The sequence below is a fragment of the Variovorax sp. 05T418 genome, from assembly GCF_056396385.1.
Window position 1 is genome coordinate 1 of record NZ_JBFTLJ010000021.1, and the last position, 14,569, is coordinate 14,569.

Sequence of the window (14,569 nt, forward strand, 5' to 3'; positions counted from 1 at the left end):
GTCGTAGGCCTTGGCTTCGCCGCCGAACTTGGCCGACAGCACCGTGGCGATGGCCGCCGTCAGCGTGGTCTTGCCGTGGTCAACGTGACCGATCGTGCCCACGTTCACGTGCGGCTTGGTGCGGGTGAATTTACCTTTTGCCATTTTTCAATCCTTGAAAGAGCATTCCCGTGTATTGGTTTTATGTCTGCACCCGATTGCTGGTTCGCCTCGCACGGGAACGTGGCGGCACCGGATCGCAGACAAAGAGAGCCGCGCACTGCGCGACCCCACATTCTTTTTAATCAGTTGGGGACAGAGCAGATTTGCTGCGCAAATCCTGGTCTGTCCCGCAAAGACATTACTTTGCGCGAGCAGCCACGATGGCTTCGGCAACGTTGCGCGGAGCTTCGGCGTAGTGCTTGAACTCCATCGTGTACGTGGCGCGGCCTTGCGACATCGAACGCAGCGTGGTCGAGTAGCCGAACATTTCCGACAGCGGCACTTCGGCCTTGATGGACTTGCCGCCACCGATCATGTCGTCCATGCCCTGCACCATGCCGCGGCGTGACGAGAGGTCGCCCATCACGTTGCCGGCGTAGTCTTCAGGCGTTTCGACTTCCACGGCCATCATCGGCTCGAGGATCACGGGGTTGGCCTTGCGGGCGCCTTCCTTGAAACCGAAGATCGCGGCCATCTTGAACGCCATTTCGTTCGAGTCCACGTCGTGGTACGAGCCGAAGTGCAGCGTGACCTTGACGTCGACGACGGGGTAGCCCGCCAGCACGCCTTGCGTCAGTGCTTCCACAACGCCCTTTTCCACTGCGGGGATGTATTCGCGAGGAACCACACCGCCCTTGATGGCGTCGACGAATTCGAAGCCCTTGCCGGCTTCCTGCGGCTCGAGCTTGAGCACGACGTGGCCGTACTGGCCCTTGCCGCCCGACTGGCGCACGAACTTGCCTTCGGCTTCCTCGACGGTCTTGCGGATCGTTTCGCGGTAGGCCACCTGCGGCTTGCCCACGTTGGCTTCCACGCCGAACTCGCGCTTCATGCGGTCCACGATGATTTCGAGGTGCAGCTCGCCCATGCCGGCGATGATGGTCTGGCCCGATTCCTCGTCGGTCTTGACGCGGAACGACGGGTCTTCCTGGGCAAGGCGCTGCAGGGCGATGCCCATCTTTTCCTGGTCGGCCTTGGTCTTGGGCTCGACGGCCTGCGAGATCACCGATTCCGGGAAAACCATGCGCTCGAGCGTCACGACGGCTGCCGGGTCGCACAGGGTTTCGCCCGTGGTGACTTCCTTCAGGCCCACGCAGGCAGCGATGTCGCCGGCGCGGATTTCGTTGACTTCTTCGCGGTTGTTCGCGTGCATCTGCACGATACGGCCGATGCGCTCCTTCTTGCCGCGCACCGGGTTGTAGACGCTGTCGCCCTTGGTCAGCACGCCCGAGTAGACGCGCACGAAGGTCAGCTGGCCCACGAACGGGTCGGTCATCAGCTTGAATGCGAGCGCCGAGAACTTCTCGTTGTCGTCAGCCTTGCGGGTGACGGGGGCTTCGTCTTCGTCGGTGCCGTTGACCGGCGGAATGTCGGTCGGAGCGGGCATGTATTCGACGACGGCGTCGAGCATGGCCTGCACGCCCTTGTTCTTGAAGGCCGAGCCGCACAGCATCGGCTGGATTTCGCCGGCGATGGTGCGCTGGCGAATGGCCTTCTTGATTTCCTCTTCGGACAGCTCGCCGCCTTCGAGGTACTTGTTCATCAGCTCTTCGCTCGCTTCGGCAGCGGCTTCGACGAGCTTTTCGCGGTATTCGTTGCAGACGTCGGTCAGGTTCGCGGGGATTTCACCGTAGGTGAAGGTCACGCCCTTGTCTTCGTCCCAGATGATGGCCTTCATCTTCACGAGGTCGACGATGCCCTGGAAGTGCTCTTCGGCACCGATCGGGATCTGGATCACGACGGGGTTGGCCTTCAGGCGGTCCACCATCATCTGGCGCACGCGCAGGAAGTCGGCGCCGGTGCGGTCCATCTTGTTGACGAACGCGAGGCGCGGAACCTTGTACTTGTTGGCCTGGCGCCAGACGGTTTCCGACTGGGGCTGCACGCCGCCGACCGCGTCGTACACCATGACGGCGCCGTCCAGCACGCGCATCGAGCGCTCGACTTCAATGGTGAAGTCCACGTGGCCGGGGGTGTCGATGATGTTGATGCGGTGTTCTTCGAACTTGCCGGCCATGCCCTTCCAGAAGCAGGTGGTGGCAGCCGAGGTGATCGTGATGCCACGCTCTTGCTCTTGCTCCATCCAGTCCATCGTGGCGGCGCCATCGTGCACTTCACCGATCTTGTGGTTCACACCGGTGTAGAACAGGATGCGCTCGGTCGTCGTGGTCTTGCCGGCGTCGATGTGCGCGGAGATGCCGATGTTGCGGTAGCGCTCGATGGGGGTCTTGCGGGACATGATTTACTTTCGGGTTAAATGCGTTGAGCGCTGGGCCTTGAGCACGGGCGACGTCGCCCGACACTCAACACCCAACGCCCAAGCGAAGTTTGATTCTTAGAAGCGGAAGTGGCTGAATGCCCGGTTGGCTTCTGCCATGCGGTGCACTTCGTCGCGCTTCTTCATGGCGCCGCCACGGCCTTCCGTGGCTTCCATCAGCTCGTTGGCCAGGCGCAGGGCCATCGACTTCTCACCGCGCTTGCGGGCGGCTTCCTTGATCCAGCGCATCGACAGGGCGAGGCGGCGGACCGGGCGGACTTCGACCGGCACCTGGTAGTTCGCACCACCGACGCGGCGCGACTTGACTTCGACCATCGGCTTCACGTTGTTGATGGCAACGGTGAAGGCCTCGAGCGGGTCCTTGTCGGGGTTCTTCTTTTCGATGAAGTCGAGCGCGCCATAAATGATGCGCTCGGCAACAGCCTTCTTGCCGCCTTCCATGATCACGTTCATGAACTTCGACAGCTCGACATTGCCGTACTTGGGATCCGGCAGGATTTCACGTTTGGGGACTTCGCGACGACGTGGCATTTTTCTAACCTCTTTGCTTCAGTTGGCATCGTTTCCGATACCGCGAGAGCCATTCCGGACTCTCACTTACTCGACCCGACATTGGGTCACTTCGTTCGATGTGCCCGCCAAGGCAACCGAACACCGCTTGTTTGTTTTCTACGACAGGAAGGCTTAAGCCTTCTTGGGACGCTTCGCGCCGTACTTGGAACGCGACTGCTTGCGGTCTTTCACGCCTTGCAGGTCGAGCGAACCGCGCACGATGTGGTAGCGAACACCGGGCAAGTCCTTGACACGACCGCCGCGAACCAGCACGACGCTGTGTTCCTGCAGGTTGTGGCCTTCGCCGCCGATGTAGGAGATGACTTCGAAGCCGTTGGTCAGGCGGACCTTGGCAACTTTACGAAGCGCCGAGTTGGGCTTCTTGGGCGTCGTGGTGTAGACGCGGGTGCAGACACCGCGGCGTTGCGGCGAGTTCTGCATGGCAGGGCTCTTCGAATTGATCTTTTCGACCGTTCGACCCTGACGCACCAGTTGATTGATGGTTGGCATGAATGAATTAGTCCCAAAACAACCCGGCCCTGGCTGTGAAGCCGCCCCTGCCTTGTCGTGACGCAAGGCAAGGAAACCGGGAATAACGAAAACGTGAAACCCTTCGGAAAATTCCGAAAAGCCCACGAGTATAGCAGGCGGGCTTGAAACGGCAAGGACAGCGTCGGCCGGCGCTGCCTGGCGCCCTTCCTTACTTGATCCAGAGCCGGACGGCGTCCCAGGCGCGGCCGAGGATGCCGGCCTGCTCGACGCCTTCCAGCGCCACCAGCGGCACGTCCGCCAGCGGCTGGTCGTCCAGCGTCACCTTGAGCGAGCCCACCGGCTGGTACTTGGTGAACGGCGCCACCAGCGGATCGGGGCGCGCCACCTGGGTCTTGATCTTGCTGGCGGTACCGGCCGGTACCGCGACCACGATGGCTTCCGGGCGGCCCAGCTTGAGCGTGTTGGCCTTGCCCTTCCAGACCGCCGGCGTGGCGGCCGGCTGGCCGGCGTCGAACAGGCGCACGGCGTCGTAGGCGGTGTAGCCCCAGTTCAGGAGCTTTTGCGATTCGTTCGCGCGCACGGTCTCGCCCGAGGTGCCCAGCACGATCGACAGCAGCCGGCGCCCGCCGGTCAGGTTGGGGAAGTCGCGCTTGGCGGTGGCGATCATGCAGTAGCCGGCCGCTTCGGTGTGGCCGGTCTTCAGGCCGTCGACGGTGGGGTCGCGGAACAGCAGCAGGTTGCGGTTGGTGTCGTTGGTCGAGGGCGTGCCGGGGTAGCGGTACTTCTTGATCGCGTAGTACTTGGCTTCTTCCGGGAAGTCGCGCACCAGGCGGGTCGCAAGGATGCTCAGGTCGCGCGCCGTGGTGGTGTGGCCGGGCGCGGTGAGGCCTTCGGGGTTCTTGTAGCTCGTGTTCTTCATGCCCAGCGCCTTGGCCTGGGCGTTCATGAGCTCGACGAAATGCTCCACGGTGCCGCCCACGCCTTCGGCCAGCGCCACGGTGGCGTCGTTGCCCGACTGCACGATCAGCCCCTTGATCAGGTCTTCGACCGGCACCTGCATCTTGGGATCGATGAACATGCGCGAACCGGGCATCTTCCAGGCGCGTTGGCTGACCGGCATGGTCTGGGTCAGCGTGATCTTCTTGGCGCGCAGCGCGTCGAACACGATGTAGGCCGACATCAGCTTGGTGAGCGACGCCGGTTCGACCGGGCTGTCGATGTCCTTCTGCGCAAGGATCTGGTTGGCCGTGACGTCGAGCAGCAGGTAGCTGCGCGCGGCGATCTCGGGCGGTGCCGGCACCTGGGCAGCGGCGATCATGCCAACCGATGCGGCGGCGGCCAGCACCAGCGCGCGAAACGCGTCAAAAAAACGATTCATGGGAGCAATAGGAGAGACGGGAGGAGACGAAAACGCAAGCCCGTGAGGCTTTTCATGCGGCGCCCGCGCGCAGATGGCGGACGACCAGGCTTTTGAGGAGGGGCAATTGTCCGTGAAAGAAATGGCCGCCCCCCGGAATAACCGTGACAGGCAGTGACTGCGGCCGCGCCCAGTCCATGACCGCCGCCAGCGGGACCGTGTCGTCGGCCTCGCCGTGGACCACCAGCGTGCGCTCGTGCGCCTCGGCCGGCAGCGTGGCGACCGAAAACCGCGAAGCCGCCGTTCCAACCAGCACGAGCTGCCGCAGGTCGCGGCCGGCCCAGAGCTTTTCGGCCGCGGAGCTCGCCACGAAGGCGCCGAACGAGAAGCCGGCAATCGCCAGCGGGCCTTCGGGCGCGAGCTGGGAGACGACGTTCATCATGTCTTCGCATTCGCCGCGCCCCTCGTCGTGCACGCCTTCGCTCGCACCCACGCCGCGGAAGTTGAAACGCACCGCGGTCCAGCCGCAGGAGACAAACGCGCGCGCCAGGGTCTGCACCACCTTGTTGTCCATGGTGCCGCCGAACAGCGGATGCGGATGGGCGATCACGGCGATGCCGCGCGCGGCCTCGGCTGGCTGGTCGCGCTGCACCTCGATGGCGCCGGCGGCGCCCTGGAGGCGGATCTTTTCGGTCTGGGAATTCATGATGCGAGGAATGGAACTGACCGGCCCCGAGGGCTTGGGTGCACGGTACGAGCGCGGGATCCCGCCAAAAGTTCAGCGGCCCACATCGGGAGGCAGCAGCAGGCGCTCGACGACCTGGCCGTTCTTCAGGTGCGAGTCGACGATCTCGTCGATGTCGTCGGCGTCGACGAAGGTGTACCAGACCGCTTCGGGATAGACCACCGCCACCGGGCCGCCGGCGCAGCGGTCCAGGCAGCCCGCCTTGTTGACGCGCACCTTGCCGGGACCGGCCAGCCCCGCCTCCTTGACCTTCGCCTTGCAGCGGTCGAAACCCGCCTGGGCGTTGTGCAGGGCGCAGCAGTCTTCGCCGTTCTTGCGCTCGTTCAGGCAAAAGAAGATGTGGCGGCCGTAATAGCCGCGCGGCGCGGCAGAAGAGGAACTGGGCATCGGTAGATTTTAGTGACGCCCGCCGCAGGCCATCAGCCTGCCGGCCGCCCCCGGCGCGACAGCGCGGCCACCACATAGGCAAGGACCGCGAACGGCCACAGCCACCCGAGCCACTGCGCCAGCCCGTGGAAGCGGATGAAGCGCCCCTGCTCCCAGGTGGCGAGGGTCTGTGCGAAATAGGCGCTCTCGGGCGCCTGGTTCAACAGGCTCAGCTGGATCACCAGCGCCACCAGCAGCAGGGCCGCGCAGAGCCGCCGCGGCGCTCCGAGCAGCAGCACGCCGGCCACCAGCGCCGTCGCAATGCCGACCTGCACCGGCAGGCCCAGCCAGGCCCATGCGTGCTCGGGGCCGTAGCTCAGCGCCGCCGACAGCGCCGAGGCGCCGATGCCCGCCAGCAGCGTGAGCGGCAGCAGCACGGCACGCCGGGCGACCGTGCGCGTCACCATGAAAGCCAGCAGGCACGGCACCAGGGCACCGAGCATCACGCACAGCAGCTCGACGGCCGGCACCAGCGGCTCCAGCTCGAACTGGCGCAGCGGCATCCAGTCGATGAAGGGGGTGTCGAGCAGCCACTCGGAGACCGCGACTTCGAGCCGCTCGAACACCTGGCCGAGGCCGAAGGTCACGGCTGCCGGGAACAGCAGCGCCAGCGGCCACAGCGCGAGCAGCACCAGCGCGCCGCGCGAATCCTCGACGAACCACAGCGAGCGCGTGCGGCTCCAGTGCGCCACCGCGCCGAGCCGCTCGAGCCCCGCCGCGAGCAGGGCCCCCAGCAGCGCTCCGGAGCTGTTCAGGCCCAGGTCGACATTGGAGGGAATGCGCGCAGGCAGATAGCTCTGCAGCGTTTCCATGGCAAAGGCCACGGCCGCGCCGGCCAGCGTGGCGCGCAGCACCGCACGCCAGACGCTGGCGTCGCGCCGCGTCCGCAATACCGCCAGCGCGCACAGGAAGCCGAAGGGCACGTAGCCGCCCACGTTGATCGCGAAGTCGAAGCCCGTCCAGTACTTGGGCCACGAGGCCGACAGGTAGGCCCACGGCGCAATGCCCTGGTCGCGCCAGTCGGCGAACGGGTACAGGCTGGCATAGACGATCAGCGCCGCGTAGGCCAGCGCCAGGGGCAGCGCGGCGGACTTGTGCTGCGTCTCCACCTTGGCTTTCAGGCTCAGAACGGCTTGACGACCACCAGCACCACGATGCCGAGCAGCAGCAGGACCGGCAGTTCGTTGAACCAGCGGTACCAGCGGTCGTTGCGCTGGGTGCCCCCGGCCACGAAACGGCGCAGCAGCACGCCGCAGGCATGGTGATACCCGATCACCGCCAGCACCAGCGCCAGCTTGGCATGCAGCCAGCCGTTGCCGGGGCCGCGCCCGATGCCATAGCCCAGCCAGAGCCAGAGGCCGAAACCCAGCGCCGGAATGGCCAGGAAGGTCGTGAAACGCAACAGCTTGCGTGCCATCAGAAGCAAGCGCTCGCGTTCGGCCACGGACTCGGGCGGCACCATCGCCAGGTTGACGAAGATCCGGGGGAGGTAGAACAACCCCGCGAACCAGCTGGCAATGAAGACGATGTGAAGAGATTTAACCCAGAGCATGGGGCCAGTTTAGTGGCGGGCCGCGCCGTGCAGGCCGGGCTTTGGCGCCGGCGCGGATGCAGCGGGCAAAAAAAAGCCCGACGTCTTCACGTCGGGCTGGGAAGCCCTTTTGCTGTCACACATCAAGGCACCCGCTCAGGGAGGAAAAGCGGGGAGCGGTAAACCGCCCGCTTTTGAATTTAACAAAGGCGAAACAAAGTTTCAAGCGGCTCGGGGCAGATTCTTTGACAATTCCGCACGAAAAAACGAGAACCTTCGATTTACGCCGCCGGCGTGGTTGTCGGACAACCCGCGGACGAGCGCCCGATGCACGAACTGGCGCTTCAGGCACAATTTTCCGCCTATGACGCCATCTTCCTTTGCCATGTATCCCGCCGGCCGGCCGCGCCGCCTGCGCCGCGACAGCTTCACCCGCAACCTCGTCAGGGAGCATGCGCTGACGGCGCACGACCTCATCTACCCGGTGTTCGTGCAGGAAGGCGAGAAAAGGCGCGATGCCGTGGCGTCGATGCCCGGCGTGGATCGCCTGAGCCTCGACCTGCTGCTGCCGGTGGCCGAGCAGTGCGTGGAGGCGGGCATCCCGGTGATGGCGCTCTTTCCGGTGATCGATGCCGGCCTCAAGACGCCCGCGGGCGACGAGGCCTTCAATCCCGAGGGGCTGATTCCGCGCGTGGTCGCGGCGCTGAAGTCGCGCTTTCCGGAGCTCGGCGTCATGACCGACGTGGCGCTCGACCCCTACACCAGCCACGGGCAGGACGGCCTGCTCGACGACACCGGCTACATCCTCAACGACGCCACCGTGGAAGTGTTGGTGAAGCAGGCGCTCACACAGTCCCAAGCCGGCGTGGACATTGTGGCGCCCAGCGACATGATGGATGGGCGCATTGGCGCGATCCGCACCGCGCTGGAAGCCCGCGGCGACATCCACACCCGCATCATGGCCTACAGCGCCAAGTACGCGAGCGCCTTCTACGGCCCGTTCCGCGATGCCGTGGGCTCGGCCGCGACGCTCGGCAAGAGCAACAAGAAGGTCTACCAGATGGACCCGGGCAACAGCGACGAGGCGCTGCGCGAAGTGGGCCTGGACATTGCCGAGGGCGCCGACATGGTGATGGTCAAGCCCGGCATGCCCTACCTGGACATCGTGCGCCGCGTGAAGGACGAATTTCGCGTACCCACCTTCGCCTACCAGGTGAGCGGCGAATACGCGATGCTCAAGGCCGCGGCCCAGAACGGCTGGCTCGACCACGATGCGGTGGTGCTCGAAAGCCTGCTCGCCTTCAAGCGCGCCGGCGCCGACGGCGTGCTCACCTACTTTGCGCTCGACGCCGCGCGGTTGCTGCAAAAACAATAGCGCATGCGCATCTTCGAAATCGACCCCTCGCGCGTGAGCGAGCACCCGGCGCTGGCTCCGCTCGCGCTGCCCGGGGCCTGCGCGGCGCAAGGCTATCTCTGGATTTCGCTCACGCGGGACGAATTCCGCGCCTCGCTGCCCGCGGTCCAGCAGATCCTGCAGTCGCTCTGCCAGGCGCAGCTGGTCGACCTGCATGTGGCGGACCTGCTCAACGACCAGCTGCCCTCGCACTACGACTACACCTCGCAATACGACGTGCTGGTGTTCCGGCGCCTTTCGAGCGGCCCTGGCCAGGCGGCGCTGGGCAATGGCAAGGGCACCACGGGCGGCGAGCCGCCCCTTCCCGCACCCTTGCGCCGCGGCCCTCCGGTGCTGCGCCGGGTCGACACCCGCCCCGTGGGTTTCGCGCTGTTCGACCGCGTGCTGCTGTCGGTGCACCCCGAGGACGGCGCGGTGCGCGACTTGTTTGCCGCCCGGCTGCTCGCCGCCGGCTCGCCGGACGACAAGGGCGCCCCCGCGCTCGACGTGCGCGCCACCTCGGCCCGCGTGCCGACCGGCACCGCCGACCTGATGCTGCGCGTCATCAACCAGATCGTCGACGGCTACCTGGACATGCGCCGCGAACTCACGCGCCAGCTCGACCATTGGCAGACCGAGCTGATCGATCCGCGCAGCCGCTTCACCAATTGGGGCGCGCTGATGGAAGCCCGGCAGTCGCTGCACCACCTGGACGAGATCTGCGAGGACCAGCGCGCGGCCATCCAGGACTGGATCGACTCGCTCGAGACGCTGCCCCCAGCCAAGGGCGAGGCGGAGCAGCGCGAGCGGGAACTGATCATGGTGCGAAGCCGCGACGTGCTCGAGCACATCGAGCGCGTGGTGCACCACGTGCGCCGGCTCGAACAGAACGCGGAGACCGCGGTGCAGATGCATTTCAGCGTGCAGGGCCACCGCGCCAACGACATCATGCGGGTGCTCACCGTGCTGACGGCCATCTTCCTGCCGCTCAACCTCATTGCCGGCATCTTCGGCATGAACTTCGAGTTCATTCCGCTGGTGCACAAGGCCGATGGCTTCTGGATCGCCATGACCGCGATGCTGGTGATCGCGCTGCTGCTGGTGCTGGTGTTCTGGCGCAAGCGCTACCTGGCGCGCACGCGCTGAAGCGCGCAACCCGCCTGAAAGCAAAAAGGCCACGCAAATGCGTGGCCTTTTTGCTTGCCCGCGAGGGGCAGCAGCGGTTTCGCCGGTCTTACTTGGCGACGGCGCCCGAGCCTTGCTGGGCCTGGACGCGTGCGTCCATCGGGTGGGGCATGGTCGAGACGACCTTGCTGTTGACGCGCGAGCCCGAGGTCACGTTCTGGTCGGGAGCGTAGGCGGTGCGAACGGCTTCGGCTTCGACCAGCGCACGGTCCTTCGACACGGCGACCGTTTCCGGGCCGCGCGAGCCGCGGGTCACGTTCTGGTTGGGGGCCGATGCGGCGCGCACGGCTTCGGCGTTGACTTCGTCGCGGCTCTTGGTCGAGACGGCGGTGTTCACGCCATCGTAGGTTTCGGCTTGGGCGCCGGTGGCGGCCAGCAGGGTCAGGGCAGCGGCGGCGAGGATGTGCGAGGTCTTCATGTCAATTCCTTGTGTTGGTTGGATGGTTCGTCCACCAGGCTCGCTCGTTCATTCGTTCGTGCTCACCTGTGCGGCGAGTTTCCAACTGAACGGCCGGTGTAAATCACGCGGAACAGAGACACGGTGTTTCCTCTATTGAAACAATGACGCGCCGGCGGCATGCACACGAACCGAGCGCGCACCGGCGCCTGCAAATGCCGGGGCTTCCCCGAAAATCGAAGCGGGCCGGCCGCGGAACGGAAACAATGGGCGCTTTGACATGGACAGTCTCGATCTGATCAGAACCTTCCGGGAAGTGGCCTCGCATGGCAGCTTCTCGCACGCGGCAAAGAAGCTCGACATGTCGAAGGCGACGGTCAGCAAGTACGTGGCGGAGCTCGAAACGCGCTTCGGCGTGCGCCTTCTCAACCGCTCCACGCGTTCCGTGAGCCTGACCGATGCCGGGCAGCTGCTGCTCGAGCGCAGCACCCCGGTGCTCGAAATGGTGGAGCTCACGCAGGCCGAGCTGCAGGAGCGCGCCAGGCAGCCCGGCGGCCGGCTGCGGATTTCGGCGCCGCATGGCATGGGCAACGGCGAGTTCCCGGGCCTTCTGGCCGACTTCATGCGCTACTACCCGGACGTGAGCATCAGCCTGCAGCTGACCAACCGCACGGTCGACCTCGCGGAAGAAGGCATCGATGTCGACATCCGCAGCGGCCCGGTGGCGGACGCCAACCTGATCGTGCGCAAGCTGATGCTGATGGAGATGGTGGTCTGCGCCTCGCCGGTGTACTGGAAGAAGCACGGCAAGCCCGGGCATCCGCGCGACCTTGCGGGACACGAGGCGCTCACGCATTCGCTGCTGGGCGTCCAGCCGGTCTGGCGCTTCGACGACGGCGGCGAGCCGCTGGACGTGCCGGTGAAGAGCCGCATGGACTGCACCGAGGGCGCGCCGCTGATCCGGGTGGCGATGCGCGGCTTCGGCGTGATCTACCTGCCCTCGATCCTGGTGCAGTCGCACATCGACCACGGCGAACTGGTGCCGGTGCTGCAGGGCTATGCGCGCAAGGACATGTGGCTGTCGGCGGCCTACCTGCAGCGGCGCCACAACAGCGCCGCGCTGCGTGCGCTGCTCGACTTTCTGCAGACCCGCATCGGCGCGGGCGCGCGCAAGCAATAAACCGCCGGGCTCCGGCCGCGCTCAGCCGACGTGCTTGGCGAAGAATTCGAGCGTGCGCGTGCGTGCGAGCCTGGCGGCCTCGGCGTTGTAGGAGCCGCGCTGGTCGCAGTTGAAGCCGTGGCCCGATTCGTAGACGTGCACCTGCACCTCGGGATGCGCCTTCTTGAAGGTCTCGATGGTGTCCAGCGGGATCCAGTGGTCCTGGTTGCCGAAATGCGCGAGCACCGGCACCTTGGGCTGGCGCGCGGTTTCTTCCGGCGTGGTCATGCCGCCGCCGTAGTAGGGCGCCGCGGCGGCAATGCCCGGAACCAGGCTGGCGGCGCGCCAGACCAGCAGGCCGCCCCAGCAATAGCCCACGATGCCGACCTTGCCGGCCTTGGAGGCATAGGCCACGGCGGCCTCGATGTCCTGCAGCACGCCGGGCGCGGGCAGCGCCTCGACCGCGGTCTTCAGCGCGAAGCCGGCCTTCATGTCCTCGTCGCTGTAGCCGAGCTCGACGCCCGGCTTCACGCGGTGGAAGGTCGAGGGCGACACCGCCAGGTAGCCGTCGGCCGCGTAGCCGTCGGCCACCGAGCGGATGTGCGAGTTGACGCCGAAGATCTCCGGCACCACGACCACCGCGCCGCGCGGCTTGCCGGCGGGCTCGGCCACGTAGGCGGGAAAGGTGAAGCCGTCCTTGGCTTTCAGATCGATGAATTGACCCATGATGTCTTGCTCCTTGAATCGCAACTGAATGGAATGCCGGTTACTGGCGCAGCGCGCGCTCGACGAAGTCGAGCCGGTCCTGGCCCCAGAATATCTCGCCATCGATGACATAGCTTGGCGCACCGAACACCTGGATGTCGATCGCTTCCTGCGTGTAAGCCTCGTAACGCTCCTGCACCGCCTGGCTCTGCGACTGCTCCGCGCGCTTGGGCGACAGCCCGCATTCGACCACCAGCGAATCGAGCACCTTCGGGTCGCCGATGTTGCGCTCCTGCACCCACACGGCCGCGAACACCGCCGCGCACATGCGCATGGCGGCCTCGGTGCCGTCGTGCATGTCGACCGCGATGATGACCCGGGCCGCGTCGTCGCTGGCCACCGGGAAGAATTTCGGCTTGGTGTTCAGCGGCAGGCCGAGGTGGCGCGAGCAGCGTGCGAGGTCGACCAGCCGGTACGCCTGGCGCTGCGGCGCGCGCTTGCCCAGCGGCAGCCCGCCCGACACCGGGAACACGCTGCCCAGGTCGATCGGCCGCACGCGCACCGTGGCGCCGGCGGCCGCGGCGATCGCGGCAAAGCGGGAATGCCCCAGATAGGTCCATGGGCTCTGTGGCGCAAAGTAATAGTCAATGGTCTTGTCAATGCTCATGCGCATGCCCCCGATGATGTAATCCAAGCCAACGGTTTTAACTGACACGCAGTTTCTCTGCAGGAGGTAGGTTTTGGACCAGGTGCTCTTGATCACGGGCGGCGGCCGCGGCATCGGCGCCGCCACCGCCCTGCTGGCAGCGCAGCGCGGCTACGCGGTGGCCGTCAACTACGCGAACAACTCGCTCGCCGCCGACGAGGTGGTGCGCGCCATCCGCGCGGGCGGCGGCACCGCCATGGCCGTGCAGGCCGACGTGGGCGACGAGGCCCAGGTGCTGGCCATGTTCGAGAAGGTCGATGCCCGGCTCGGCCGGCTCACGGCGCTGGTCAACAACGCCGGCGTCGTCGACGTGCAGGCCCGGGTCGACGAAATGAGCGTGGCGCGCCTGGAACGCATGTTCCGCGTCAATGTGATCGGCAGCTTCGTCTGCGCGCGCGAGGCGGTGCGGCGCATGAGCACCCGGCACGGCGGATCGGGCGGCGCCATCGTCAATGTCTCGAGCGCCGCCGCGCGGCTGGGTTCGCCGGGCCAGTACGTCGATTACGCGGCCGCCAAGGGCGCGATCGACACCTTCACCATCGGCCTGGCCAAGGAAGTGGCCGCCGAGGGCATTCGCGTCAACGCGGTACGCCCCGGCCTGATCGACACCGAGATCCACGCCTCCGGCGGCATGCCCAAGCGCGCCTTCGAGCTCGCACCCACCGTGCCGATGCAGCGCACCGGCAGCGCCGAGGAAATTGCCGGCGCGATCCTGTGGCTGCTGTCCGCCGAAGCGAGCTACACCACCATGGCGCTGCTCGACGTGACCGGGGGAAGGTAGGTATGAGCACCTCGATGGACCTGATCAAGCCGCTGGTCACGCTGGTGGCCATCGTCAACCCGCTGGCCATCGTGCCCTTCTTCATCCACTACACGCAGGGGTATTCCGATGCGCAGCGCCGGCACACCGTGCGCATGTCGGCCTTCAGCGCCTTCGTGGTGATTGCGGTCAGCGCGCTGATCGGGCTGCAGCTGCTGGCGTTCTTCGGCATCTCGATTGCCAGCTTCCAGGTGGGCGGCGGGCTGCTGCTGCTCATGAGTTCGCTCTCGATGCTCAACGCCAAGCCGGCCGAGAGCAAGACCAATGTCGAGGAGCTGCGGGCCACCGAAGTGAAGGCCTCGATGGGCGCATCGATCGCAGTGGTGCCGCTCACCATTCCGCTGCTCACCGGGCCGGCCACCATATCGACCGTGGTGATCTACGCCGACAAGACCCAGCACCTGTGGGAGCTCGGGCTCCTGGTGGGCTACGGCGTGGTGGTGGCGCTGGCCACCGCGCTGGCGTTTTCGCTGGCTCAGCCGATTGCGCGCGTGCTCGGCAAGACGGGCATCAACATCATGACGCGGCTCATGGGCCTGATCCTCGCGGCGCTCGCGGTCGAGGTCATGGCCGACGGCCTGGGCAAGCTGTTTCCGATCCTGCAGCGCGTGGGCTGACGCCC

General features: G+C 66.1%; 17 protein-coding genes. 5 read left to right on the top strand and 12 right to left on the bottom strand.

From position 1 onward, the window contains the following. The 9 genes from AC1DMS_RS28560 to AC1DMS_RS28600 form a co-directional block, all read right to left on the bottom strand. Positions 1–144 (bottom strand): GTP-binding protein (locus AC1DMS_RS28560; RefSeq protein WP_341888899.1); only part of this gene is annotated, 144 nt, incomplete at its 3' end. A gap of 196 nt (positions 145–340) precedes the next feature. Next, complete coding sequence (fusA, locus tag AC1DMS_RS28565; RefSeq protein WP_015867670.1) at positions 341–2,440, bottom strand: elongation factor G; 2,100 nt, start codon at positions 2,438–2,440, stop codon at positions 341–343. A 96-nt stretch (positions 2,441–2,536) separates the two neighbouring features. Next, complete coding sequence (gene rpsG / locus AC1DMS_RS28570; RefSeq protein WP_007829591.1) at positions 2,537–3,010, bottom strand: 30S ribosomal protein S7; 474 nt, start codon at positions 3,008–3,010, stop codon at positions 2,537–2,539. Positions 3,011–3,163: 153 nt separating this feature from the next. After that, positions 3,164–3,541: a 30S ribosomal protein S12 gene (rpsL, locus tag AC1DMS_RS28575; protein WP_013543948.1), complete on the bottom strand. Its 378-nt coding sequence runs from the start codon at positions 3,539–3,541 to the stop codon at positions 3,164–3,166. A gap of 190 nt (positions 3,542–3,731) precedes the next feature. Next, entirely contained in the window at positions 3,732–4,901 is a 1,170-nt protein-coding gene (locus AC1DMS_RS28580; protein WP_015867671.1) for a D-alanyl-D-alanine carboxypeptidase family protein, read from the bottom strand. Between the two features lie 52 nt (positions 4,902–4,953). Continuing rightward, entirely contained in the window at positions 4,954–5,586 is a 633-nt protein-coding gene (locus tag AC1DMS_RS28585) for an alpha/beta hydrolase (protein ID WP_015867672.1), read from the bottom strand. A gap of 72 nt (positions 5,587–5,658) precedes the next feature. Next, complete coding sequence (locus AC1DMS_RS28590) at positions 5,659–6,012, bottom strand: (2Fe-2S) ferredoxin domain-containing protein (RefSeq protein ID WP_015867673.1); 354 nt, start codon at positions 6,010–6,012, stop codon at positions 5,659–5,661. A 32-nt stretch (positions 6,013–6,044) separates the two neighbouring features. Continuing rightward, positions 6,045–7,160, bottom strand: coding sequence for a VanZ family protein (locus tag AC1DMS_RS28595; protein WP_018905078.1), 1,116 nt, complete (start codon positions 7,158–7,160; stop codon positions 6,045–6,047). Positions 7,161–7,174: 14 nt separating this feature from the next. Continuing rightward, a complete protein-coding gene (locus tag AC1DMS_RS28600; protein ID WP_015867675.1) occupies positions 7,175–7,603 on the bottom strand; it encodes a CopD family protein in 429 nt (142 codons plus the stop codon). A 364-nt stretch (positions 7,604–7,967) separates the two neighbouring features. Here AC1DMS_RS28600 and hemB point away from each other — a divergent pair, with 364 nt between their 5' ends. Beyond that, complete coding sequence (gene hemB / locus AC1DMS_RS28605) at positions 7,968–8,957, top strand: porphobilinogen synthase (RefSeq protein ID WP_478182051.1); 990 nt, start codon at positions 7,968–7,970, stop codon at positions 8,955–8,957. Between the two features lie 3 nt (positions 8,958–8,960). Next, positions 8,961–10,121 (top strand): magnesium transporter CorA family protein, encoded by a 1,161-nt coding sequence (locus AC1DMS_RS28610; RefSeq protein WP_436037287.1) that lies wholly within the window; start codon positions 8,961–8,963, stop codon positions 10,119–10,121. Between the two features lie 88 nt (positions 10,122–10,209). Here the strand turns inward: AC1DMS_RS28610 and AC1DMS_RS28615 are convergent, their stop codons facing one another. Next, entirely contained in the window at positions 10,210–10,578 is a 369-nt protein-coding gene (locus AC1DMS_RS28615; RefSeq protein WP_278879461.1) for a LamG domain-containing protein, read from the bottom strand. Positions 10,579–10,837: 259 nt separating this feature from the next. On the opposite strand from AC1DMS_RS28615, the gene AC1DMS_RS28620 reads away from it, so the two are divergent. Next, positions 10,838–11,737, top strand: coding sequence for a LysR family transcriptional regulator (locus tag AC1DMS_RS28620; RefSeq protein WP_478182026.1), 900 nt, complete (start codon positions 10,838–10,840; stop codon positions 11,735–11,737). A 21-nt stretch (positions 11,738–11,758) separates the two neighbouring features. Here the strand turns inward: AC1DMS_RS28620 and AC1DMS_RS28625 are convergent, their stop codons facing one another. Beyond that, complete coding sequence (locus tag AC1DMS_RS28625; protein ID WP_278879459.1) at positions 11,759–12,442, bottom strand: dienelactone hydrolase family protein; 684 nt, start codon at positions 12,440–12,442, stop codon at positions 11,759–11,761. 40 nt (positions 12,443–12,482) lie between these two features. Next, positions 12,483–13,088, bottom strand: a complete 606-nt coding sequence (locus tag AC1DMS_RS28630) for a 2-hydroxychromene-2-carboxylate isomerase (RefSeq protein ID WP_174545063.1) — start codon at positions 13,086–13,088, stop codon at positions 12,483–12,485. A gap of 73 nt (positions 13,089–13,161) precedes the next feature. Between AC1DMS_RS28630 and AC1DMS_RS28635 the strand changes: the two genes are divergently transcribed. Both AC1DMS_RS28635 and AC1DMS_RS28640 read left to right on the top strand, forming a co-directional pair. Further along, positions 13,162–13,908 carry an SDR family oxidoreductase gene (locus tag AC1DMS_RS28635; RefSeq protein WP_369663695.1) on the top strand — a complete coding sequence of 249 codons (747 nt, stop codon included), beginning with the start codon at positions 13,162–13,164 and terminating at the stop codon, positions 13,906–13,908. 2 nt (positions 13,909–13,910) lie between these two features. Continuing rightward, positions 13,911–14,564 carry a MarC family protein gene (locus AC1DMS_RS28640; protein WP_015867683.1) on the top strand — a complete coding sequence of 218 codons (654 nt, stop codon included), beginning with the start codon at positions 13,911–13,913 and terminating at the stop codon, positions 14,562–14,564. The last annotated feature ends 5 nt before the right edge of the window (positions 14,565–14,569 follow it).